Source organism: Paenibacillus sp. 32352, assembly GCF_002042965.1.
Classification (GTDB): Bacteria; Bacillota; Bacilli; order Paenibacillales; family NBRC-103111; genus Paenibacillus_S; species Paenibacillus_S vulneris.
This window is the reverse complement of sequence record NZ_MZNT01000008.1, coordinates 18,463-43,516: the sequence shown is the minus strand read 5'-3', so window position 1 is coordinate 43,516 and position 25,054 is coordinate 18,463. Positions and strand designations below refer to the sequence as shown.

15 protein-coding genes are annotated in these 25,054 nt (G+C 49.1%); 2 read left to right on the top strand and 13 right to left on the bottom strand.

Annotation, left to right across the window (positions count from 1 at the left end):
- The first annotated feature begins 35 nt into the window (after positions 1–35).
- Positions 36–2,069, top strand: a complete 2,034-nt coding sequence (locus B1728_RS18985; protein ID WP_256865420.1) for a bifunctional diguanylate cyclase/phosphodiesterase — start codon at positions 36–38, stop codon at positions 2,067–2,069.
- Between the two features lie 71 nt (positions 2,070–2,140).
- Here the strand turns inward: B1728_RS18985 and B1728_RS18980 are convergent, their stop codons facing one another.
- The 7 genes from B1728_RS18980 to B1728_RS18950 all read right to left on the bottom strand — a co-directional run bounded on the left by B1728_RS18980 (position 2,141) and on the right by B1728_RS18950 (position 15,459).
- On the bottom strand, positions 2,141–6,607 hold the full coding sequence (locus B1728_RS18980; protein WP_079911974.1) for an S-layer homology domain-containing protein: 4,467 nt from the start codon (positions 6,605–6,607) through the stop codon (positions 2,141–2,143).
- Between the two features lie 364 nt (positions 6,608–6,971).
- Positions 6,972–9,221: a cellulose biosynthesis cyclic di-GMP-binding regulatory protein BcsB gene (locus B1728_RS18975; protein ID WP_079911973.1), complete on the bottom strand. Its 2,250-nt coding sequence runs from the start codon at positions 9,219–9,221 to the stop codon at positions 6,972–6,974.
- Positions 9,222–9,255: 34 nt separating this feature from the next.
- Positions 9,256–10,533 carry a glycosyltransferase family 2 protein gene (locus tag B1728_RS18970; protein ID WP_079911972.1) on the bottom strand — a complete coding sequence of 426 codons (1,278 nt, stop codon included), beginning with the start codon at positions 10,531–10,533 and terminating at the stop codon, positions 9,256–9,258.
- On the bottom strand, positions 10,526–12,316 hold the full coding sequence (locus B1728_RS18965; protein ID WP_079911971.1) for a polysaccharide deacetylase family protein: 1,791 nt from the start codon (positions 12,314–12,316) through the stop codon (positions 10,526–10,528). Before B1728_RS18965 ends, B1728_RS18970 begins: the two co-directional genes overlap by 8 nt.
- Positions 12,282–13,136 carry a GGDEF domain-containing protein gene (locus B1728_RS18960; protein ID WP_079911970.1) on the bottom strand — a complete coding sequence of 285 codons (855 nt, stop codon included), beginning with the start codon at positions 13,134–13,136 and terminating at the stop codon, positions 12,282–12,284. The genes B1728_RS18965 and B1728_RS18960 overlap by 35 nt, the downstream gene beginning before the upstream one ends.
- Complete coding sequence (locus tag B1728_RS18955) at positions 13,117–14,271, bottom strand: glycosyl hydrolase family 8 (RefSeq protein WP_079911969.1); 1,155 nt, start codon at positions 14,269–14,271, stop codon at positions 13,117–13,119. Before B1728_RS18955 ends, B1728_RS18960 begins: the two co-directional genes overlap by 20 nt.
- Positions 14,272–14,445: 174 nt before the next feature.
- Positions 14,446–15,459: an HD-GYP domain-containing protein gene (locus B1728_RS18950; protein WP_079911968.1), complete on the bottom strand. Its 1,014-nt coding sequence runs from the start codon at positions 15,457–15,459 to the stop codon at positions 14,446–14,448.
- Positions 15,460–15,800: 341 nt separating this feature from the next.
- Here B1728_RS18950 and B1728_RS18945 point away from each other — a divergent pair, with 341 nt between their 5' ends.
- The gene (locus tag B1728_RS18945; protein WP_079911967.1) at positions 15,801–16,943 is read left to right on the top strand and encodes a response regulator; all 1,143 of its coding nucleotides are present in this window, start codon (positions 15,801–15,803) and stop codon (positions 16,941–16,943) included.
- 75 nt (positions 16,944–17,018) lie between these two features.
- Here B1728_RS18945 and B1728_RS18940 read toward each other — a convergent pair whose 3' ends face one another.
- The 6 genes from B1728_RS18940 to htpG form a co-directional block, all read right to left on the bottom strand.
- Positions 17,019–17,393 carry a response regulator gene (locus B1728_RS18940; RefSeq protein WP_179136087.1) on the bottom strand — a complete coding sequence of 125 codons (375 nt, stop codon included), beginning with the start codon at positions 17,391–17,393 and terminating at the stop codon, positions 17,019–17,021.
- Positions 17,394–17,471: 78 nt separating this feature from the next.
- Positions 17,472–18,539 carry an LLM class flavin-dependent oxidoreductase gene (locus tag B1728_RS18935; RefSeq protein WP_079911965.1) on the bottom strand — a complete coding sequence of 356 codons (1,068 nt, stop codon included), beginning with the start codon at positions 18,537–18,539 and terminating at the stop codon, positions 17,472–17,474.
- Between the two features lie 166 nt (positions 18,540–18,705).
- Complete coding sequence (locus B1728_RS18930) at positions 18,706–20,175, bottom strand: GGDEF domain-containing protein (protein WP_079911964.1); 1,470 nt, start codon at positions 20,173–20,175, stop codon at positions 18,706–18,708.
- Between the two features lie 305 nt (positions 20,176–20,480).
- Positions 20,481–22,061, bottom strand: coding sequence for a sensor histidine kinase (locus tag B1728_RS18925; RefSeq protein ID WP_079911963.1), 1,581 nt, complete (start codon positions 22,059–22,061; stop codon positions 20,481–20,483).
- The gene (locus tag B1728_RS18920) at positions 22,054–22,746 is read right to left on the bottom strand and encodes a response regulator transcription factor (protein ID WP_079911962.1); all 693 of its coding nucleotides are present in this window, start codon (positions 22,744–22,746) and stop codon (positions 22,054–22,056) included. The genes B1728_RS18925 and B1728_RS18920 overlap by 8 nt, the downstream gene beginning before the upstream one ends.
- Positions 22,747–23,055: 309 nt before the next feature.
- Entirely contained in the window at positions 23,056–24,939 is a 1,884-nt protein-coding gene (gene htpG / locus B1728_RS18915; RefSeq protein ID WP_079911960.1) for a molecular chaperone HtpG, read from the bottom strand.
- Positions 24,940–25,054: the final 115 nt, after the last annotated feature.

The following is a 25,054-nucleotide window of genomic DNA, read 5'->3' as shown; positions in this document are numbered from 1 at the left end:
TAAGGCCTCTATCGCACATAAGGAGTGGTTCATCTATGCCCATCGAAGGATCCTATAATTATTATATCGCATCGCTTTCCGTTGTCATTGCGATACTGACCTCGTATGCGGCTTTAAATATTGCATCCAAAATCTCGCTGTCCAAAGGAACTATCCATCATTTCTGGTTATTTGCAGGCTCCTTTGTGATGGGCAGCGGTATTTGGTCCATGCATTTTGTCGGAATGCTGTCGTTTCACCTTCACGTTCCGGTCCATTACGATGCCCTGTGGACTCTTGTATCCATGGCGTCCAGCATCGCGGCCTCATTAATTGCCTTCTATACTACCATACCTAAAAATAGGAGCAGGAACAAGATCGCCGTAGGCGGTTTTTTTATGGGAAGCGGTATCATTTGTATGCATTATACCGGAATGGCGGCCATGCAAATGCCGCTTCAGCTGGAATACGACCAATTCTATTGGATCTTGTCCGCTTTGGTCGCTTTGGCGGGATCTTATATCGCCTTGGTACTGCTGCTTCGTTCCCGAAATCTGCCGGCTTCCCGATCGATTAAGTGGCTGTCTGCCCTGATCATGGGATTCGCTGTTTGCGGCATGCATTATACAGGGATGAAGGCGGCCGTATTCCGGGATGTTTCCCATCCGGCATTCGTCAATGAAGATCTGAATATGATGGACCCTCTGCTGCTTGCAGGAGTCACTTTTACCGTCCTTATCATTTTAACGATCTCCTGGGGGGCCGTGCTTTTTGACCGCCATGTGCTGGAGAAGCTGGCTTACACCGATGCGATTACCGGATTGCCCAACCGTAATGAAATGAACCGTTTCTTCGATACGTACCGGGATGAGGATTCCCTGGGGGTCTTGTTTCTCGATCTGGATCAGTTCAAGGTCATCAACGATACGCTAGGACATCACATTGGAGATATGCTTATTAAGGAAATGGGAAACCGGCTGCGGCCTTTCATTACGAGCACACAACAGGTGTTCCGAATGGGCGGAGACGAATTTCTCATTATTATCCGCGACTGTCAGCAAGAGCTGTGCGAGCGGCTCGCCGATCAGATTTTGCACAAGATCAAGCAGCCCTACTATCTCGATAACAACGAGCTGTACATTACGGCAAGCGTAGGGATCAGCATCGGTTGTATCGAACCAACGGACCGCTCGGTTTTATTGAAAAAAGCCGATACGGCCATGTACAAGGCCAAGGGCCTCGGCAAAAATCAATATTTTGTCTACAGCGAGGAAGCTGGAACGGCTGCCCTGCGCCGAATGGAGCTGGAGAAGGATCTGCGCAGAGCTTTGGATCATCAGCAATTTTTCGTTGAATATCAGCCCAAATGGAATGTGATGACGAATCGGCCCTATGGCTTTGAAGCGCTGCTTCGTTGGAACCACCCGCGGCTCGGTGTCATTGCTCCGACAGAGTTCATCCCTATCGCCGAGGAGACCGGGTTGATCATCCCGTTGACGCGATGGGTACTGGAGGAGGCCTGCGAGCAATGCATGAGACTTCAGCAAAAAGGGCTGCGCCAGCCGCTCTCCGTCAATCTCTCCATACGATTGTTTAAAAGCGACAGCTTGCTGGACATCGTACAATCCGTATTATCCAAAACCGGCATCTCCCCCACCTTGCTCGAGCTGGAGATTACAGAGTCCATGGTTCTCTACGATGTCAAGGACATTGTACGGCAGCTTAGCTCGATCCGCGCACTCGGCGTCAAAGTATCCATGGATGACTTCGGAACGGGTTACTCGTCTATCGGGCTGCTGGATCAAATCCCTATCGATGCCCTGAAGCTGGACCGGCTGTTCACCTTGGACCTGCATAATCCAAGCAAGCGAGCTATTATTCATGCCATCGTATTGATGGCCGAGAGCCTGCAATTGGATGTCATCGCCGAAGGTGTCGAGAATAAGGAGCATCTGGAGCTGCTTCAGCAATTAGGCTGCAAAGTGATGCAGGGCTATTATTACAGCAAGCCGATGGCACGTGATGAGATGGAAGCATGGCTGAAATCGAAGGAATCCCCTGATTATCAGCAGACCATTCCTCCTATATAGTTAACGTCATAAAATGAAGGAAAGCCCAAAAAACCGGCCATGCAGCGCATGACCGGTTTCTTGTTGTTTCTTTATTGCACATCATCTGCAAGCTTGCTCTTCCAAGCTTCGCTTCCGTTCTGATTGCGGGTGGATTCGTGGGAAATCGTTGCTTCCTGCACGTCACCAAAGCCCCAATGGCTTTCCGGAACATCCGGGAATACAACCTCGGTACCTTGGAGAGGACCGCGGTACAACATACGGTTAATCATCGTTACCGCTTCAACCCTGCGGATGCTGTCGTTCGGTTTGAACGAACCGTCTTGATAGCCTGCAAGGAATTTACCGCGGTACAATTGCTCAATAGCATTAGCAGCCCAGTGGCCTTCTGTATCCTGGAAGTGATACTCCGTCGGCGACGCAGCACTTAATTTCAGGAAGCGAGCCATAACGGACGCCAGCTCTCCGCGGGACACCTGAGCTTCCGGACGGAAGCTTCCGTCTTCGAAGCCGCTGAAGTAACCATGCTTCGTAGCAATCTTGATGTAGTTAGCCGCCCAGTGGCTCTCTTGAACATCGTTATAAGCCAAAGCGTCATTCACGTTCACATTTTCCGTTAATCTCGCAACGATAGCTGCCAGCTCTGCGCGTGTCAGCGTGTTGTCCGGATGGAATTTGCCATCTGGGTAACCGAGAATATAACGTTGGTGCTTAAGATCACCGAAGCGGTCGGAGAATACTTTCACCTTCACTGCGGAATCTGCTTTTACATCGGTTGTTCCGTTCACTGCAAATTGACCGGAAAGGTCGAACTCTGCGTCAGCCGCTGTCAGAAGACCCCATTTCAATACTACCTTGAAGCTTCCGTCTTGTCCGGCAGCCAAATCGGAGATGTTCCATGTGATCTTGTCGCCGTTAACCGTACCACCGCCAGCACTCACCACTTCTGCCCCTTTAGGGATGTTAAAGGTGATTACGCCGTTCATCGAAGAAGTAGTAGGGTTTTTATAGTCGATCGTAACCGTAGATTGTTCGCCTTCCTTGACCATGTTTTTGTCAACCGTCAGGTTTAAGGATGGTTGTGTAACCGGTGGCACGTAGCTGGAGCCGCCGCCTCCGGAGCTACGGCGATCCGAAGAAGGAATTCTGCGCATAGCGAAATCCAAGCCAATGACATCTTTTCCTACATGGATGATGCCGTCTTTGATATAGCTGGTTGAGCCATTAGCTGCCTCTACGTTCGGTTTGGCATCCAAAGTGTTGTAATTGATATAACCAGGTTTAGAAGCAACAATGTAGTAATCTCCATCCGGATAAACCATCCAGGCATACTGTCCGAATGCATCCGTTATTTGCGGGTTATGGTTTTTATTCGGTGCAAAATTTGGCAGTTCCGGCAAGCTGACTTCGGTATGCGCCGTACGGCCTAGTCGCGTGTTCAGCTCTGTATCCGCCCAGTACAGCTTCACGGTGACCCCTTCAAGAATTTGTCCTGTGTACGCATCAGTAACAACACCGAATGGGTCGATCAAGGAATAGACAACGCCCAATTCCCCGTTCTTGTTTACTTTCACTGTTGTCGATGGTCCGGCTAATAATGTTCCGTTCGGTGCTTTAATTTGGTACGTAATTTTATATTCGCCTTGTGGTATGTCGGCCAATTCGAAATTACCTTCTGCATTTAGCGGAAGTGTAGTCTTAAAGGAATTGCCGTTCAAGCCTTCTACCAGCACGCTTACATTTCCGTTTCCGAACAGGCTGCCTACGGTCGGCTGCGAATTCGATCCGGAAGACGCGACGAACAATACACCGCTGATTTTGTTTGCAGAGTCAACCTTTTGACCAACGCCGCTTAATAGACCTACAACTGCTGTTTGTGTTTGCTTCAGAGTGACGGTTTGGTTGCCGATTTGCACCGGTGTCTCGATATTCATCGTGTACGTGAAGTCACCACGAGGAACAGGGATGACATAAGAACCGTCCGGTCCTGTCGTTACTGTCGAGTTAAAATCGATAACGCCGTCGCCGTCAAAATCAGCTGTTACTGCAACGGTTGCTCCGGCAGCAGGCTTGCCTGTCACTTGGTCCATAACGAACCCGGTTACGGCAGCAGGCATATACGTCATATTAACGCTTTGCTGTTGAGACAATCCGGACTTCGCGTCGGTTGCCGTTGCGGTAATAACTTCGCTAACAGGGATAATGCCTTGCAGAGCCGGCACTGTATATTCCGCAGAAGCTATACCTTGATCATTCGTCATTACTGTAATATCGCCAGTAGAGCCATTGCCAAAATGGAATGTAACCGGTACTCCGGCAACAGGCTCGCCGTTTGGAGAAGTTGCTTTGGCGTTCAATGTCACCTTGGTGTTGCCGTCGGCTACAACAGTCTCAGGCGAAGTGCTGAAGGTCAGGTTGAATGCAGGAGCCTGATCTTGTACCACAATCGTTTGAGTTGTCGTCTTGCCGTCAAAGGTAACCGTAATAGTCGTTGTTCCCGGAGCTTTGGCTGTAATCAAGCCATTAGCATCCACTGTAGCAACAGCCGGATTCGAGGAGCTGTACGTTGCTTGCTTCGTTACATCCTTAACGCTCTCATCCAGATACACTGCGCTTGCTTTGGTTTGTTTAGTTGTTCCTGTTACGAGAATAGCATTTGCCGGATCCACGAGCAGATCACGCAAGGTTGTTGTCGTTGCGCCCGATTCGCCGGATGGCTTGGATTCGATGCCATTGCTAACCGCACTCACGGTAAATTTGTGCTCTGATCCAGGCGTCAATCCGATTGCTTTATACTGAGTATCCGTGATGCCGGATGCAATTAATTTGCCGTTATCGTAGATGTTGTAGGTTTGCGCTCCCGGGACCGCATTCCATACAATCGTCGCTTCGGTGGAGGTTACGTCCTTGGTAGCAACTCCAGTCGGTGCAGCAATAGGTACCGTAACGGTTGCTTGAACCTTCTTACCGTTATATACGGCTTCGATAACTGTAGTTCCTGCTCCGATCGCTGTAACCAGCCCGTCCGGTCCTACCGTTGCGACAGTTTTGTTTGTCGAAGTAAAGGTGGATTGATTCGTTACATCTGTCTTGCTTCCGTCAGAATAGACGGTGGAAACTACCGTTTGATGTGTAGAGCCTACCGGCAGTGTATATTGAGGGGTATCGATAGCAACCCCCACTGGAATAGGCAGCGTTACGCTGTTGGAAGGAAGAGATTCAGCAATGCCTTCCGCGTTATTCGTTACAGCAGTAACGGTAAATGTTGCGAATTCTCCTGGTGTAAGCCCTGTTACATTATAAGTAGCTCCTGTAACATTCGTCGCAAGCAAAACACCGTCTTTATATACGTTGTAGTAAGTTGCGCCGGTTACCGTACTCCACTTCAGCGTGTTCGCCGTTTGAGCCGTCGTTCCCGTAGCAAGGTTCGTCGGTGCAGGAGGAATTTTCACGGTTGCGTAAGCACCGCCGACAGCAATCGCCGTAATGTCGCTAGGAGGATTGCTTCCGAAGTCTACTACAATACTTGCTTGACCGTTGTTATCCGCTTGCGCAGGCACGTCCCCTTGAGAGGTTTTGAAGGTAAGCGGAGCATCAGGTACAGGCTTACCATCTACGTCATACATGGTTGCGGTAACGTTATATTTTCCAGGCTCACCTGTAGGTACTGCATTCACTTTGACTGTCGTTGGAGCTTGTTTGTAATGATATTTGGTTGTATCAATAGGATCCAACTTGTTTATAAAATACCATGACAGGATATCATGCGTTTCCATAGATCCGCCTGTTGCAGCCGTGAAGCCTGCGTATACACCTGGTTTGCCACTGAAAATAGACTCCAGATCGATATCGCCAGCATCTAGAACAGGGTCTTCTGGACGTGTTTCAGTATTGCTAATATATACTTTTACATTTTTCTTGCTTGCATCATAATCAATCCAAGTAAAATATTCATTTCCATCTGAGAGATTAATGTTATTTGAACTTAGATAAGTTCCTGGAGTATACCAATCAGGATTAGTGTTTCTTATATCGCCATTTACAGCCAATCCGATATAGTTGTTTGACGGGTCTTTAATGCCGCTCTCTGTGTTTTGCCAAGTATCATACTTCACGGCAAAACTCGGTGTAATCCCGCCATATCCAATGCCTGACCCTTCTTTTCCTGCATCGTTGGATTGGGCTTGAATAGTAAACGTAATCCCGTCAGCCGGGCTGTTGTTTGCCTTGGCATTCAATCGGAATTTAAAGAACGTGCTGAAGGAGTACTTATTGGTTGATGTGATCATCTTTTTGTTGAAAATACTACCGAACACATTTCCCGTTTGTTCCGTTAAACGCATTACATTTCTGTTCTTATCGTCAATGACGGCTTCTGCATTGCCATTACGGGTGAAGAGATTCAACTGATTCCCACTCGCGAATTCATCATTCTTAAACGTTACCCACTTCGTATCACTCGTGGCCGCGTTGGCCTTCAAAGTGAGCGGCTGCATCATGGTGACCATCATGCAGAGCATGAGGACCCATGACATCCATTTGGCTTTCTGTCGCTTCATTTTTTTACTCCTTTTTCATATTTCCTCGTTTCTTGAACCCTACCCTTTATAAACCATGTCCCGATCGCTCTATCCCTTCCCTCCCTTTAAAAACCAAATATGAAAACTCACGTTCATCGTTCCAAATTATACAGGCAGGAACTAAACAATATCTGAACAAGAATCGCCATCATTCGACTTTTCCTATCGATTTATGGTCCATTTATCCTTAACTTTCAAAAAAAGCGACAAAATAATCCCATAACGTGGGGCCTTGGATCCAATGCCGATTCAGGTACTATGTGGGGAATCCCGGAATTCTTACATTTTTATAATGCAAAAAACCCGATCAGCATCAAGCCGGGTATCGGGTTTTTGAACTAGATTATTTAGGACGGCGAAGCAGACGAATAAAGAAAATGAGACCCACGATGAACACTACGCCGACCGCAGCAGCCATCCATAACAAGGTACGGTTAGAACCGGGAGAGCTTGCAGGGTTCGATGCAGGCTTGGCTTCCTGCAGCCCCTTGAGGTCGAGTGATAACACCTCATTGGACTTGCTCATGACAACAACCTGACTGGACTTCTGCTCGCTATTTAAAAACTTCAACATATTGGCATGGATAAACGTATCCTTCGCCTGCTTATTGCTTGCCCCGGCCTGGAATACCGCCAAGACGCGGTCTTTATCCCAAGGGGAAGCTTGAATCCAGGCTGCATACTCCGTCGTTTCATTAATAATATTGGAGGTGACTGCAGCGAACTGGCTGTTGCCCGGGCTCATCAAGAGCTGGTCCTTATAGCTTTGAAGAGCTTGGAAGGAATCCGGATTGCCAACGAGAATGACGTTGTTTCCTTTGAGCTTTTGCTCCAGATCAGGCTGCTGGTCCTGCGCGATCTCAACGGTAGACGACACGGACGAGCCGCTCGTCATATCCCGAATCATGGCCGCCAGCTGGCTTAGCAGAACCCCGTCCGGATCCTTAGGCAGCAAAAATACGGTATGATCCAGACCTTGATCCCCAACAAACGGGGACGGCCAATGCTTGAAGGTCGTTTCCTTCTGAACTTCGTGAGGCAGCTGAAGCGAGCTGCTCTTATCTATAAAGATCCATTTGCCGTTATCGGTCTTGGGTCCGCACACGTTATGCGCCTCATTCAAGTGGGCCGTGAACGACATATTCAAGGCATTGCTGTTATTCCCCTTCAAATACGGCGCGAGCGGTATGGGAAGTAGATAGCTGTCGTCCTCTTTCTTGGCTTTGACGATTTCCGAGAAGGAGAACGTTTTGGGAATGTCGTTAATCACTACTGTCAATCCTGCGCTATCCGCTGGTACCGATGCATTTTTGTTTTTGTCGGAGGTATCAACAGCTTCGTTCTGAAGCAGCGGAGACACTCTGACCTTCAGCAGCAGCTGGCTCTCTCCGGTCAGGCTCCAGAAGGGCGGAATGGAGTAAGTCAGCCGATCGGAATTGGCGCTTGTCTTATCCAGCTTGATATTGGCAAAGCCTAAAGATTCAAAGGTGATAGGCTTCGCTGCATTCGATACATCAGCTGCTTTGGGCTGTTCGTTAATCAACAAGTGATTACCTGCCAGCTGATCGACGTAGTTCTTTTCCGTCAACACGTGAATCTGATCATGAATGACCTTATCGGTAGCTGCGGAGACAAGAAGAACCTGCCGGCTTTCATTATTCGCCTGATTGGTAACGACGAACGTATCGAGGCTCATCTGCTGATTGCTCACCTGAACGGGACTCTCGGACAGCATTTGCTTGACTGGTCCGTTCCACGAATCGATGCCTCCCATGGCCACCGCCGGAAGCAAACGGTTCTGATTGAGCCATTCGGACTCCGTCAGGACCGGCGCTGCCCGCTTCGTCGACGTCCGGGACGTCAAGTAGGTCGCCAGTTTCATCGCTGCAGAGATGATATCGGCGGAAGGATGGTCCGGAACCAGAACAGCTCCGTACATTTCATCCTGAATCCCCGGCTCTACAAACGGATACGGGTAACTGCTTAATGAATCCGTTGTCCTGTAAGAAGTCGTCGTGTTCAGGAAAATAACCGAGGACCGGTTGATTTTCAACCAATTCGCGGGGTTCTCCTCATCATTGCACAGATCGTTGGAAATGGTGCTGTGCTTTTCAATCGTTATCGTATGAAAGCCAGGGGTAACATCCTCGCTTCCCAACGGAATTCTGCTGGTCAGACGCGAGCTGGTCTCCTTCGTTAACGGAATGCTTTTGAGCGGCCTTCCATCGATAGAGACCGTTATGGTCGAAGTCGCGGGAAGCAGCAGCTCGGAGTAGCTGATATCCAGATCGATATAGCTGCCGTCGCTTACATCCGCTCTCGGAACGGTATAATACAGCTGCTGTACGCTGTCTACCCGCGTCATGGCAATATTATCGTTCGCCAGATGCGTCAAATAGCCGGAGTTGGTGGAAGAAATATTGGAGCTGAACGCGGCTGCTGCTCCGTCGTTCACGTAGGACGACGATATAGTGATTCTGGGGGCTCTCGCCGGATCGGCCGCTTCCGCATAAGGCGCCAAGGGCGTCAGAACGAGCTGAAGAGCCAGAAGACTGATGCTGCCGTACAACACGGTCTTGCGATAAGCATTCATTCGTATATAAACACCTTTCAATTCTATAGTGATGTCAGGATGCCGCTCCTTCTTGCTTTTTCTTTTGCTGGAAACGCTCGGTTTTATACCACTTGGTTTCCTGCTTGAAGATGACCCGCTTCATTTCGAGGTAAAGCGCGTAAAGCACGAGAAGGATCCAAAATTGCGAATACGTAAAATACATGAGAGATACGATAAAAAAGTTCCTTGTATTCAGCTCGGTTTTCTCAATGCCCAGAGCTATCATCACTTCCGTGATGTACAGGAAGTAGGCCAGAATCCATAGAATGATCGAGACCATGCCTACATTCAAATGAAGGTCCGTGAACAGATTGACCACGAACAAGCCGTCCGATACGATGACGCCGAAGAAGAACAGAAAATACGTAAAGAAAAAGTAAATCAGGTCGAACACGATGCTTTTCCGTTTCAGTGTAAACAGCCTGGACATAAACTTAAGGACGACATACTGGTTGCCCCGGGCCCATCTCGTTCGCTGCTTCCACCATACCTTCCACGTCTCCGGCTCCTGCTCCCAAGTGATCGCCGCAGGGAAGAACCGGATATGGTAGCCCATATTATAGACCCGGATCGTAAGCTCGGTATCCTCCGCCAGGGCCTTCTCGTCCCAGCCGCCCAGCTCCTCGATGATGCTGCGCCTTATGGCGAAATTCGTGCCCGGAATCGTAGCGACCCCGAACCAGAAAAACCGCCCGGCCTGCGCCATCCATTGGAAGCAGATCGTTTCGATATTGATAAAGCGTGTCAGCAGCGTCTGGGCCGCATTAATGACACGGAACTTGCCGACGACGGCACCGGCCTTCGGATCGTTAAGCATCGCGAGCACCAGGTAATACACGGCTTTACGCTCCGGCGTATTATCCGCGTCATACACGACAATAATGTCACCCGTCGCATGCCTGAAGCCATGGTTCAAAGCTCCCGATTTGCCGCCCCCGATATTGGGAGGTCTCAGATGGACGACCTTCAACCGATCATAACGGCTTGCGTAGCTGTCGGCAATCTCGCCGGTTCGATCCTTCGAATTGTCGTCAATAACGATAATTTCAAGCAAATCCTTCGGATATTCGAGCTTCAGCATCGCTTTAATCGTCCGTTCGATCACGACCTCTTCGTTATGCGCCGGAATCAAGACGCTCACCTTGGGCCATTCATACTGCTTCTTCTCCCACTCCGCAATCGGCTTGCGGAAGCGAAGGTAATGCAAATAGCCTCCCTGCATGAGAAACATGTGGTAGAGCAGCATAAGCCAAATAACGGTCAATGAGATGTAGAACAGTAGATTAGCCACTGATGTTTCGCTCCTCGAATAGTTGTTTGCGCAAATTCATTCTCATGCTGATGGTGTAAAGGAAGAACATCAGAACCATGACCGCTACCAGGATCGCAACTCCCCACATAATCAGCTGGACGCCGCCAAGCTTCTTCAGCGTCTTGACCACCTGCTTCGCTTCCGAGCGAGGCGCTGTATTGACATAATGAATTTGTCCTTCCGCATCCGTTGTAATAGTAGTGTTCGGCGCTTGGACGGAAGCGTTCATTTTTTTCAAATCCAGCCACTTCAGATTCGGTACCCGCTCCATATGGGAGATGAACGCCTGCAGCTTTCCAAGACCCAGATAAGGGTGATAGAACATGCCCATCATACTGCCTTCAATGAACTGCATCCCTTCTATTTTCCGGTCAAAGTCGGTCTCCGGCGTAAAGGAAGTGTCGTCGTAATATCCGACGGTTTCAGGGAGCAGCGTCATTCCATGCAGAAAGGACGGAGTCGACATGTAGGGGGACTCCCCCATGTTCTCCCAGCTGCTGTTGCTGATCTGTACTTGCCCGAGCAAATAGTTGAAATAGTGGGAAACGATCTCGTAGCCGGTTTGGCTCATCACATAGTGGGGCGCTTCGAATCCTAGCGGATATAAGCCCAGATCCGTCAGCTCCTGAATGCCGCTCACGATTCGGTTATCGATATACTGCTTTTCAAAAGCTTGAAGCTGCTGCATATAGCGGTCATATTCTTCTTTGGAGGAAAATTCATATCTTTTTTTCACCTTTGTGTCCTGGTCCGAAGGTCCCCAGATAGGCGTATTGTTGATGACATCCCAGAACTCAAAGCCTTCCCCCGTCTCGGATGCCCTGTATTGGTGCGTATACCCGTGAAGCAAAATGCTTGCGCCCCGTGCTTGAAGGTGACGTAGCACCTCCACGATGGCCGGGGAATCGGATAGATGCACCTGCTGCATCGTTTCCGAATTGGTATAGATCGGGATGAGAGCTATCATGAACGGAATTCCTTTATCCGCCAGGTAGTCCCCGGTCTGCTGCAGCAGCTTGGGATCGGACATGGGGTGAACATCCTCAAGCCGGATGTAGGCCGTGTGCCCGTCCTCCGTCAGCTGCTTGCCGAATAAATCCGCCAGCCCCCGGCTCAAGAACCGGTCAAAGGGGACATAGAAGTTATCCGCAGCATAATAGGCGCTATTTTCATACTGAACGAATAGAGGGAACGCGTCATCGCCTCTCAAGCCGTTGAAAAGCGCCTTCCCGCGGCTTAACGTTACTTGGGTAATAGGATAGTTGGTCTCCAGAAGCTGATACACCGGCTCTCCGGTGGAAGCATCTATCTTGGATATCCGGTTAATATACACATCAGATCCTACCGTCATAAACGAAAACCGGCTGTGAAGCTGCTCCGCATTAGCCCCGACGGCCAAGACCGGGCCTTGAAATTCGGTAATCCATCGCACAACTTCGGGCGATAGGGTTTTCGGGGTGCCTCCGTAATAAGCCAGATGCGTTATGCCCTGCAAATCGCTGCTTGTTACCTCATCGTCCTCTTTTATGACAATGCTTCGGGAGAACTGCCCCAGCAGCAGGTCCAGCAATCGGACCGACTCAGTAATCATGCCGGATTCTGTCGAATAAATAAGCAGCACCTTGGAATCCTGCTGTACTCCGGCGTCCGCAAAGGCTTTGGCAGCGGGGATCATCTGACATAGCACCGCAGCTAACAGCAGAATGGGAATCAAACGGCGTATGAGATTATTGCGTGTAAGCTTCAAGCTCTTCGTATGCAAGCTGAATCAACTCCGAGTAATCATTGAATTCCTTATCAAAGCTCGACGTTCCGAAGGAGATGGTAATGGTTACTTCTTTCTTCCCGTTCGACAGCTTATGGGATTTCATCTGCTCCTCCATCTTGTTCAAAACGAAATGAACGTTCTCCGATCCGGTATTAAATAAAATAACAGCGAACGTATCGTCCTCCAGCCTGAACTTGCGGTCACTGATTCGCGTCTGCGTCCACAGCACGTCGGATAACGATTTGATCAAATATTTCTTCTCTTCCTGCCCGTAGAGCCGTTCGTACTCCGCCAAATATTTGAAGCGGATCAGCAAGAGCGTGAACGGCGTCCCCGTTCGGATGGATCGTCTGAATTCCTCCTCAAGCTCGAAGTAGAACCGTTTCTTGTTGTCGAACCCTGTCGCTTCGTCAATCGTGACAAGCTCATCGAATTTACGGTTCATTTCCTTATTCTCGTTCGTTACCGTAGTGGCCCATCTGTGGAGAACGCCTCCTATGATAGAAGCCGCCCCGATAGCGATCATCCAAATGACAATCTCTTGGATCGAGAAGGTTAGGGCTGAAGAGAAGAACGCGTCCCAGAGCAGTACGCTTCCGAGCACAAACATCGCCGCCAGGCTAAGACCGAGCCCGAATAACAGGCCGCCCAGCAGACTTGTCATCAGAATGATAAGGGCACTGGCGAATAGCGTCATTATCGTCCACGGGATTTGCTTGAACCCTGTTACATACAGGCACAGCGCAATAATGAACAGAAAGAAGCAGGCCTGCATGAGAAAAAAGGTTCTGGGCTTATTGTAAAATCCTCGCATTATAAAGCTTCCTTTCTGCTAACAAGGGAACAAGGTTATCAAAAATATGGGTGTCCGTTTTCTGGTAATCTATGTAGCCTCCATAGTATTCGCTCTCCGGATTTAACGTCTGGAAACGAATCATACGGTAATACAGATCCTTCGCAAGCACACTGTCGTTATGCTCCATAGCGCACAAGATAGCTAGCCCGTACACCGAAGGTGACTCGTACTCCACCGCCCGCTGCTTCGTCTCTATATCATATTTTCCGTACAGCACATGATCGTTCTCAAAGGCCTCCTTAAGGAACGCCCAGAATTCCGAATCCTTCTGTCCAAACTTGGCACGAGAATATTCGACAAAGAGCTGATCCAGCAGGTTCACCTGATCATGGAATTCAAACCGTTCCTCATCAATATGGTAATTGAACGGATAAAACCCGTTTTGCACAGGCAAATCGATCATGAAGGACTTCGTCTTCTGGAACAGGTCTTCGCTGATCTTGCTGTGCTCGTACAGGCTGGTGATAGCCGTCGCATCCAGGTAAGGCAGCGTAATGACATTGCTTGGCCATTTCTTCTCATAATCATAGAAATCCCGGAAGGTGCCGTTAACCACCTGCTTGCTTGTCACGCTTTTCGTAATCGTATCGGCCATCGTCTTGAAATCGGCATCCTGCCATTTGGCGGCTGCACTGTACAGCGAGTAGGCGATCCGCAAATCATCGACAAGCGCATTCGTTGTCGCCGGCGTATTCGAAGGTCCGACCTTCCAGGCGATCCAGCCGTCCGGCTTCATAAACGTGGTCTTAACAATCTCTGCGTTTTGACGGAACAGCTTCAGGTCCCCCTTCTCCAATGCATATTGCAGCCAGAACCCCATGGACTCGGATAAAGCATCGTGCCCAGCGGCCGTATGTGCATTTTTGGATTCATTGGCCTTCATATAAGTCCGCAGCGTCCCGTTTTCATTCAACATATGAGATTGAATGAACTGCTCTCCGGGAAGCAGCCGTACCCGTTCCACAGCTTCATTGCTTTGAGAGTTCACATCCGGAACCGCCTTATATTTATTATCGATAGGTAAAAGCATGTAGACCGCCATTGCAGCCAGAACAACACTAGTACTCCATAGGCTCTTTTTCAAAAACGACACAGCCTGCCTCCTGAATGAAAATATTGTCGAATCATAGGATATTTTAATGGATAATATCATTTAATTAGGCTTTAAGACCTAATTCTACCATATCCAACCTCTCGGAACAAACTAATATCCTGTGACAACATCATGTAAAATAAGGAATATACAATCCTAATATATCCCTTTCCGTTACCAAGCTAAAATCTCCCGGATTTGCAAGCTGCTCTCCTTGCTTAAATCGATGAATTCGTCTTCTATTTTGACGAGAGGTGCCTCCATATGATGCGGATTCAAGTAGACTACCTCGGCTACTCTTCCATCCGTGAGCACAACCTGCTTTCCCACCAATCGTCGAATCATATTATCGACAAAAAGCGATATGATCTTCGGATCGAGCTCTCCGAACTTGCCCCGCTGCATTTGACTGACGATTTCATAGAAAGGGAGTGGTTCATGATAGGGACGTTTTGAGGACATCGCATGAAAAATGTCGGCAACGGCCACAATCGAGCTTAGCAGATCGATCTTGGACTTTTGAAGTCCGAACGGATAGCCTCTTCCGTCTTCTCGTTCATGATGCTGCAGGGCGACAAGGGCGATTCGGTGGCTTATTCCTCTCGTATCCCTAAGCATTTCGTAGCCGAAAATCGTATGCTTCTTCACCAGCTCATATTCATCGTCCGTTAATTTGCCGGGCTTGTTCAAAATTTCATCAGGGATTTTCACCTTCCCTATATCATGCAGCGTAGCCGCAAGCGACAGGTTCGCAAGCTCCGGCTCGCTTAAATTCATCCATCGGCCAATCAAGGTCGAAAGCACACCCACTCCGATATTATGCTGGTAGGTATAATCATCCTTGGCCTTGACCAGCTCAAATAATTGAAAGAGATTATCTCGCGCCGCTATCTGCCGGATCGCCGGTAAGATTTCCTTTCTAATTTCGATCACGGGAATTTTGCGCGAGCGCTTGATCGATACTATCAATTCCTTGGATACGGCTACCGTTTGTTCCAACAGCGCGGCGGCTTCTCCGTCCTCTTCGGGCAAGGTCAGGTCCACAACGGCAATATGCTCCGGCGGGATTCTGTGATTCGACAGCACGGTCAAAGCTTCGTGATCAATGATAGTCCGGGCAGGCAGAACCGTAGCACCATAGGCGTTAATAATATCGTGCTTTACTTGTTTCCCTATCAGATGTTCCATACATGACCTCCACGAAGCTTCCTCATCCCCTTACGATCCTTTAGGCATTATCATAGAATGCCGCAGATCTTCACTATAGCACCGGACACTAAACAAATTCTGAACAAAAATGACAATATCAGATAAAATTCGACTTCCGCAAGATCAGATTGTCTCAGTATCGAAAGGACCATAGACCTAAAACTTGGGTAACCGAACAAAATATTCCACTCCTTATATCATTCGACATGCATGTTTGTTTTTAGACTTCGTTTGTACAGTTTTTGTACAGTTCCATGAGATAGAATATAGGGCAGCTGCTCAAGATGTATTTGCAAACATGAGGAAGGGGTTTTTCAGACATGCGAGCCATACTGGTTGACGATGAACGGCTGTCGCTCCAATACTTAAAGAAAATGCTGGAGTGTGATGTAGGTACCGTTGAAGTCGTGGGAGCCTATTCCGATCCGTATCAAGTATTGGAAAACGCACGAATGCTGCAGCCCGACGCTGCTTTTTTAGATATCCATATGCCCGAAATCGACGGCCTTCGACTGGGTGCACAATTGCAAAAGTCGGTTCCCGGCATCCAGCTCGTATTTGTAACGGGATATGAGCACTGCGCGCTTGAGGCTTTTGAGCTTCATGCATTGGATTATATTATGAAGCCGGTCCGGCTGGAGCGGTTGAAGCAAACCGTGAGTCGCTTGAAGGAGAGAGAGGCTGGGGACCAAGAGCGCTTCAGTGAACCGGAGCCGCCGGTCCTTTGCTGCTTTAACAAGCTCCGCTATCAATGGCCCGGGCAAGCCCCCAAGACCATCGAATGGCGCAGCGATAAAGCGGAGGAGCTGTTCGCCTATCTGCTGCATCACCGGAACCGGGTGGCCGGTACAAGCGAGCTGATTCAGCTGCTGTGGCCAGAGCTTGAGCCATCCAGAGCGGCTCAACAGCTGCACATCATGCTGGATCACGTTCGAGAGGCTTTGAGAAGCTGTCCATTGGATGGGGTCACCCTAACATGCGGGGATTCGGAAGGCGGCTGTATGCTGTCGACTGGGAACGTGCGACTGGAGACAGAGGAGTGGGAGCGAAAGCTGAAGCAGCTTGGAGACCTTACCGTTCAGTCTTTAGCGGATTATGAGGATGTGCTGAAGCGGTACGCAGGCCATTACCATGCAAATCCAGACTACGGATGGGCCCGGCAAGAACGGGAGCGGCTTAAGCGGCTTTGGCTGGAGCATGCCGGAAGATTAAGCCGCTATTATGTGGAGCAGGGGGATATAAGGAAGGCCGTTCGGGTTCAACAGCGCATCCAGCAGCTTCTGCCTGACGACGCAGCAAGCTATTTCAGCTTGATGAAGCTGTATGATACGCTAGGCTTTGCCGGAAGTGTGGAGGTGCAGTATTGGATGCTGACCTCCAAAAAGATGGTGATGGATGCAGCCTTACAGCGGAGCGTCACCGAATGGTATAACCGGTGGAGACTCCGGTCGTTACTCCAATGAGCTGCGAAGGATAAGAGGTCGCGGTTGCGGCACGTGACTGCGGATTACTTCGATTACGGCTGAGAGGGTTGAGCGCTATTCGACGCCGGCCGCCGAATAGCGCTCAACCCTCTCCTTCAAATCCTCCAAGTCGAAAGGCTTCTCTAAGTAATCGACGGCACCCAGGGCCATGCATTCTTCATAATGATCCTCGTAAGAAGTCATCATAATGACCTTGGCACGTGGGTTAAGGGTCATCAACTCCTGTAAAGTCTCGATGCCGTCCAAGCCGCCGGGAAATTTGATGTCCAGCAGAACGATATCCGGGGATGCCTCGGTGAACAGGGTTATCCCCTTCCTCCCATTCTCAGCGAGGAGCACGTTGAAGCCCATTTCGGTAAAGGTCTTCTGCATGAATACACTAATTCCATTTTGATCGTCAATGACAAGCATGGTTCTATTTCCATTCATTTCCATTGAATTCCTTTCGTCTTCTGATAGCTTCATCGTATCATTGCCGAAGACGAAAAGGAATCCCGCCCGTTAGTCTTAATTAATCGCAGGCTGAGGCCTCCGTGAATCCTTATTCCAGACTGTGCTTGGAATTTCTCTTCGCAGCACAGGCATAATGTCCTCCGCAAACCGCTCCAGCTGCTCCTTCTGTTCAGCTTCGGTCAAGCCGTCTACACTGATGCTCAGCACCTGATTCCCATAGGCGGCGTGATAGTTCAGGATCTTCTCGATGACGAAATCCTTGCTGCCGACAAGGGCGGGACCGTTCTTGATATTATCCTCCAGATCCTTGAAGGGGGATTGGTTATGCTGAGCGGAGGCTGTAGAAGTAAAAGCATCATAGTAGGGGCGGTACCGCCGGACCGCTTCCTCCGAGGTATCGGCCAAATAAAGTCTTCCGGCTCCCGCGCCGACTACCGCTTTCTGCGGGTCATGACCGTAATAGGCGAGCCGCTCGCGATAATGATCGATCAATGCCTTATATTTGGCTTTCGGATGGAACGTATTCGACGAGAAAATCGGCTCGCCGTACTGTGCAGCCAGCTCCGTGGACCGCGTGCTTGATGCACTGCCGTGCCAGACGGGGATGGACGACTGGTAGGGTCGTGGCTCGGTCGTTACATGGTGAAGCGGCGCACGGTAGCGCCCTTCCCAGGTTACGTTCTCCTCGTTCCATAACCGCTTGAGAAGCGCGTACCGTTCGGCAAGCGAATCCCACTGCTCCTCCTCCTTTACTCCAAAAAGCGGGTAATGACGCGGATCGTTCCCTTTACCGATAATCAGCTCCAGCCTTCCCCCGGATAAATGGTCGAGCGTCGCATAATCCTCGGCGACTCGCACCGGATCCAGTACACTGAGCACCGTGACGGTAGTCAGAAGCCTTATGCTGGACGTCCGTGCCGCGATTGCGGTCAGCACAACCGGAGGCGAGGAGGAGAGAAAAGGCCGCCCGTGCCGTTCGCCAACACCATAAGCTTCAAAGCCAAGCTTCTCGGCAAAAACCGCTTGCTGAAGAACATTGTGAAATTTCTGCTGTGCCGTCCATGTCTCCCCCGTCACTGCATTCGGAATATTCATCATCAGGGTAAAAAGCGCAAATTTCATGGCATCCATCCTCCTACATAAGGCATAATGCAGTTATGCTAAGACCACGAAGCAACACCCTAATTCATATATAACCGACTTGTTTAGTATGAATTATTCATTTCAATGTTAGCACCGTATAGCCCTTGGAGTCTAATAGATCCTTTCTATTCATGAATTGAAAATATCAATGATAAATATCATACCGGTTCTTCCCTTTCTCCTTGGAACGGTACAGCGCAATGTCAGCGCATTTGCACAAGGCATCCTGATCCATTCCATGCTCCGGCGCCAGCGCGATTCCGATGCTGACCGTTACCCGCTCCCCACCCAGTTTGATTTCCCCTGCTGCGGAAGCCTCTATCCCGGCTATAATCCTTGCGGCTATAGCTTCAGCCTGAGCCCTGGTAACGGAAGACAGGATGACGACGAATTCATCCCCTCCCAATCGGATGGCTATATCCTCCTTTCGTATCGTGGTTCGAAGACATTGGGCTACGCATTTCAATAAATGATCTCCCTTGTCATGCCCCAAGCGATCGTTAACCAGCTTAAAATTATCCAGATCGATCATCAGCAGAGCCGTTATCCCCTTATTTCGGGATAAGGTCGTCATCAGGAGCTCATCGAAGGCCGCACGATTGCTGAGTCCGGTCAGGCTGTCGTGAAAAGCGAGGTACATCGGCCGGGCCACCCACCTGGAGATGATAAACGAGAGCACAATGGAAATAACCAGCACGCTGATTAATTGAAGGAAAAAGGTAGCCCTGTTTTGAGCGAGGATTGCCTGCAAATCCTTATCGTTGTAGATGATCTCCAGAACCTTGTTCTTTGTCGTGCCTTGATCATACTGGGAGGTATAAAGAACATACCGGTAAATGGCCGGCTGGCCCCTCCATTCCCCTCTCCATTCTGTCGTCTCTCCGGTTTGAAGCGTACGGTCGAACGCCTCCCGCCTCGGTCCTGCAAGCCTGCCGCCGTCGGCAGGCTCTCCCAACGAATAGGCGCCTGTATTCAGAAAATTGATCTTATTCATGGAAGGATATTTTTCAAGCAGTGCCTCGATCGTCCTGAAGAAGCTGAATTGGTCAAATATATTTTCATTTTGCAGCGCATAGCCAAGCTGAATGATATACTTCTTGTCCCGTGTGGCCATGTAGCTGTATTTCTTGATGGCTCCCGTTTTCTGTTCGATATCGATGCCGTCATGGAAAAACTCGCCCGATATCCTTCTTTCCTGCAAGACTTGCGACAGCTTCCTGCAGCAGGCCCCAAAATCAAGCCCGACATCCTCCTCGAAGCTGCTGTAAATAATCCGGTTTTCGTCATTAATAATGTAAATATCGGAGGAGAGCTGCCTCTTAAGAGCGTCGAAATCCCATTGGTCAAAGGAAGGATTCTCGTCATATTTATCGAGCAGGTAGATCGTGTTCTCTTTTAGCTGCTTGGCTATATGATCTCCAAATACGAAGTAAGCCTTTTCAACCGTCTCAAGTGCATGGTGAGCCAGCTTCTCATTTTGTTCTACCTGATCCATCTTATTATGAATCGCCTGATCCCTAAGCCGAATATGGTCCGTTATTGCAATCGTACATGAAATCAACACGGCAAACACGATCATGGTGACCGTTAATTTGAATCTGAACCGAGATTTCAACGCTGCCCCTCGCTCTCGCTATCCTCATGAATATGGACATAGTTAAATAAACCCATACCGCATCTGCATGGCTTAAGAATGGACCTTGCACAATGGCAGCTTACGACCGTTCGACAAAAGCTGCACTCCCGCGCCATAATTTAGGAGTATGGACCTACATCTGTTTATTCTATCATATGGAAATGATTTGTAAACTTCATCATGAAAGTTCATGTCGAATGAGGTATTTCCCCGGAAATATGGAAACAACCCGTTCTGGACTGTACCAGTAACGGGTTGTTGGTGACTTTTTTTATTGAAACCTGTCAAAATTCCGGAGCCGCGAGCTTCAGCTTGACGTAAAAATGCAGCTGACCGCTGTCCTGCTCTGCCCAGATCGTGCCGTCATGCGATTCCACAATACTCTTGGCAATAGCCAATCCCAGTCCTGAACCTCCTGTGCTTGAAGAGCGAGACGCATCGATTCTGTAGAAACGATCGAACAGCTGCTGCAGCTCCTCATCCGTCAGCATGTCCGACCGATTGCTGAAACGGATGGTCACATAGCGGTGATCCCTGGAGACTTGGACGGTGACCGCACCCGGCTTCAGGCTGTATTTTACCGCATTCGTAAGCAGGTTCTCAAACACGCGGATCATCTTGTCGACATCGATTCGGACGAACAGCTTTTCCTTCGGAATATTGCGGATGATCGTCAGCTGCTGCTCTTCCGCCATCGTAACGAATTCCTCAAGGAGCTGATCCAATACGTCGTTGATCGGGACGCCTTCTTTAAACAGCGGCACATCGCGGTTGGACAGCTTCGTATATTCGAACAGATCATCAATGAGAGCCTTCAGCTTCTCGGATTTGCTATAGGCGATGCTGACATACCCGGCCGCCTGCTCCGGCGTCTCGTAGCCTTTGTCGTGCAGAAGTCGGAGATACCCCATAATCAGCGTAAGCGGGGTGCGCAAGTCGTGGGAGACATTCGTAATAAGCTCATTCTTCAGCCGCTCATTGCGCCGCTCCTCCTCGATCCTGCGCTGCAAATCCTCCACCATGAGATTCATATCCCGGGCCAGAGAGCCGAGCTCATCCTCGCTTCGCTCAATAACACGGTAATCTAGATTGCCGGTAGCGATGATACGCAATCCCCCCGCCAGCTCTTCTACGTAACGCATTTTTCGCTGCGTCAGGAAGTAGAACAAGAAGATGAACATGGCTATCGCACTTAAGATCGACATGGGGCTTTCCCCTTTCCGATAAGTGATATGCGGCTCGGGGATGGCAGATACAATCAAATACGATTTTTGGCCTTTATAGTTGACGGGATAAAAGCTGGAAAATTCTTTTCGGTTGTAATCATTGTCCGTTCTGGCATTCATCGCATTGCTGATGATATTGTGGATGTCGACATTTGTCTCCGCCACATTGCTGCTGCGGAAGATGACTTTTCCTTCCAGATCGGTGATGAGAATCTTGAATTTCCAACCTTGCGACATCATTTTTACACGCTCTTCAAATTCGGCTTGTCTTGAGGCAGCAATATGAACGTCCACCTCAGGTATTTCTTCCAAATGGGGGTCCGGCGAATTTAATTCCCTGGCGAGACTGCGGGCTTCGTTGTCAATATGTTCAATACCGGATTGATAATCGATGACAGCCTCGCTGCGCATTTCTCCGAACGCCTGGTAGCTAAGCGCATAGGTCAGCGAGGAAGCCAGCAGACAAATACAGAAGGTTAATATCAGCTGCAGACGTATGCTGCGGGTTACATGCCCCATCAGAGTCAGATACAACCTACGGGCAAATACGATAAGCTTGCGGAAAAGGTTAAAGGGAAACCAGGTAAACGGAAACCGGTTTAGCCTGGAGGACGGGTCCAATTCATATCTTCTAATCAACTTTATAGCCAACCCCCCATACGGTTTTTATAAATTTCGGCTTGCGCGGATTTTGCTCGATTTTCTCGCGAATTTTGCGGATATGTACCATGACGGTATTGTCCGAGTCAAAATACGCCTCCTTCCAAACCGCCTCGTAGATCTTCTCGATGCTCCACACCATTCCCCGATTGCGGGCCAACAGCTCAAGAATGGCGAATTCCCGCGGGGTAAGCTTCACTTCCTGTCCCTGCACCTTCACTTCATACGTCAGGGTGTTGATCGTCAGCTCATCGACTTCAATCTCATGCTCCTTCTTTGCATGGGGCACGTTCAACCGGGTGTACCGGCGCAGCTGGGATTTAATCCGGGCAATCAGCTCCAGCGGGTTAAAAGGCTTGCTCAAATAATCGTCCGCTCCTGAAGATAGCCCCCAAATTTTGTCCATGTCCTGGCTCTTGGCGGAGAGCATGATGATCGGCATGTTTTTTTGCTCCCGGATTTTGAGACATGCTTCGATGCCATCCATCCTCGGCATCATGATGTCGAGAACAATCAGATCGACATCCTCCTTCTGCAGCACCTGAAGCGCCTGCTCTCCATCAGAAGCGCGAAGCAGCCTGTATCCTTCGTTTTTCAAATAAATTTCCAGCATGTCAATAATTTCCTTCTCATCATCGACAAGGAGTATCGTAGATGGGGCCATGGTCCGTTCTCCCTCCGTTTCATTTGTATCGGTCTATGTCAGCTCATGTAGACGTTTCATCCTGTTAACAACCTATCCATAAACGTAACAAGCCGGATGAAGAAATTCAATCCCTGCGGATTGTTAATGTCTGTCACTGCCTCGTTATGGGTCTTAGTATAGACCCCGAATCTTAATAGATTGTGGAAGCAATTCTTAAGAGTTTCTTAACGGATATAAATTATAAAGGCCGTACTAAAAACAACACAAAGAAACCCGATACAACCGGCGCACCAGTATATATCGGGTTTCCTTATTAAGTATGGCTAATTACACCATGATTTTGCAAATATCGTTCGTGAATTCTACCGGATCCTGAATCGGCAAGCCTTCGATAAGAAGAGCTTGGTTGTACAGCAGCTGAGTATACAGATTAAACTTCTCTTTATCTTTGCTGTATGCATCCTTCAACGATTGGAACACCTCATGGTTCACGTTGATTTCCAGAACCTTGTCTGCTTTGACGTCCTGGCTGTTCGGCATCGCTTTTAGGATTTTTTCCATCTCAATGGTCAATTCGCCCTCTGTAGACAAGCAGACCGGATGGGTTTTCAGACGTTTGGACGCTTTAACCTTCTTCACTTTATCCGTCAGCAGCCCTTGCATCGCTTCGAAGAGCTCCTTCGTGCCGCTCTCCTCCGTCTCCGCCGCCTTATCGTTCGCATCCTCGGATTCGATGCCCAGGTCGCCGCTCGATACGGATTTGAATTCCTTCTCCTTGTAGCTCATGATCATTTTGATCGCGAACTCGTCGATATCGTCGGTGAAGTAGAGGATTTCATAGCCTTTGTCCGCCACCAGCTCGGTCTGAGGCAGCTTCTCGATTCTTTCGATCGATTCTCCGGCTGCATAGTAGATGTACTTCTGATCTTCCGGCATTCTCGATACGTATTCCTCCAGCGTAACGAGCTTCTTCTCCTTGGAGGAGTAGAACAGCAGCAGATCCTGCAGCACGTCTTTGTTGGCGCCATAATCGTTGTACACGCCGAACTTCAGCTGTCTGCCGAACGATTTGTAGAACTTCTCGTAGTTGTCTCTTTCGTCCTTCAGCATGCTTTGCAGCTGGCTTTTGATTTTGTTCTTGATGTTTTTGGCGATCAAGGTCAGCTGACGGTCATGCTGCAGCATTTCTCGGGAAATGTTCAGCGACAAGTCCTCGGAATCGACCATCCCTTTCACGAAGCTGAAATAGTCCGGGAGCAGCTCGGAGCACTTGTTCATGATCAGCACGCCGTTGGAGTACAGCTCAAGCCCCTTCTCGTATTCCTTCGTGTAGTAGTCGAACGGAGTGTTCTCCGGAATAAAGAGAATCGCATTGTATACCACGGCGCCGTCGGCGCTGATATGGATATGCTTGAGCGGCTTGTCGAAGCCGTAGCGCTTTTCAAAATAAAACTGATCGTAATCCTCCTGCTTCAGCTCGCTTTTGTTTTTGCGCCAGATCGGTACCATGCTGTTGATCGTTTGTTCCTCGGTGTATTCCTCAAGCTCCTCCGAGTTGTCGGCCTTAGGACGCTGCCCCTTGACATCCATCTTGATCGGGTAACGGATGAAGTCAGAGTACTTTTTGATAATCGCCTTGAGACGATACTCCTCCAAATACTCGTCATACTGATCCTCTTCGGTATTTTGCTTGATTTTCAAAATAATGTCCGTACCCACGGAATCCTTCTCGCAAGGAACGATCGTGAAGCCGTCGGCTCCCTCGGATTCCCATTTATAAGCTTCATTGCTGCCCAAAGGCTTGCTGATAACCGTCACGACATCCGCTACCATGAAGGCGGCATAGAAGCCGACACCGAACTGGCCGATAATGTTGTGGCCGTCCTTCGCTTCATTTTCTTTTTTGAACGCGAGCGAGCCGCTCTTGGCAATAACGCCCAGGTTATTTTCAAGCTCGTCTCTCGTCATCCCGATCCCAGTATCGGAAATCGTCAGGGTACGGTTCGCCTTGTCGGCCGTCACTTTAATGAAGTAGTCGGACTGGTTGAATACCAAAGTATCGTCGGTTAACGCTTTATAGTAAATTTTGTCGATCGCATCGCTGGCATTGGAAATAAGCTCTCTTAGAAAAATCTCACGCTGCGTATAGATGGAGTTAATCATCATTTCCAGCAATCTTTTGGATTCTGCTTTAAACTGTTGTTTGACCACGAAAAGTTCTCCTTTCAAAATAAACATCGTCAAAGTAGGATAAGTTGCTGCACAGATGATAGGCCGGATAACTGCCCTTCCATTTTAGCACTCGTTTGTTGTGAGTGCTAACTCT

Bases quoted from the DNA above. Each gene is read 5' to 3' on its own strand.
- B1728_RS18985 (WP_256865420.1), top strand. From the start codon at position 36: ATGCCCATCGAAGGATCCTATAATTATTATATCGCATCGCTTTCCGTT.
- B1728_RS18980 (WP_079911974.1), bottom strand. From the start codon at position 6,607: ATGAAGCGACAGAAAGCCAAATGGATGTCATGGGTCCTCATGCTCTGC.
- B1728_RS18975 (WP_079911973.1), bottom strand. From the start codon at position 9,221: ATGAATGCTTATCGCAAGACCGTGTTGTACGGCAGCATCAGTCTTCTG.
- B1728_RS18960 (WP_079911970.1), bottom strand. From the start codon at position 13,136: ATGCGAGGATTTTACAATAAGCCCAGAACCTTTTTTCTCATGCAGGCC.
- B1728_RS18950 (WP_079911968.1), bottom strand. From the start codon at position 15,459: ATGGAACATCTGATAGGGAAACAAGTAAAGCACGATATTATTAACGCC.
- B1728_RS18945 (WP_079911967.1), top strand. From the start codon at position 15,801: ATGCGAGCCATACTGGTTGACGATGAACGGCTGTCGCTCCAATACTTA.
- B1728_RS18940 (WP_179136087.1), bottom strand. From the start codon at position 17,393: ATGAATGGAAATAGAACCATGCTTGTCATTGACGATCAAAATGGAATT.
- B1728_RS18935 (WP_079911965.1), bottom strand. From the start codon at position 18,539: ATGAAATTTGCGCTTTTTACCCTGATGATGAATATTCCGAATGCAGTG.
- B1728_RS18920 (WP_079911962.1), bottom strand. From the start codon at position 22,746: ATGGCCCCATCTACGATACTCCTTGTCGATGATGAGAAGGAAATTATT.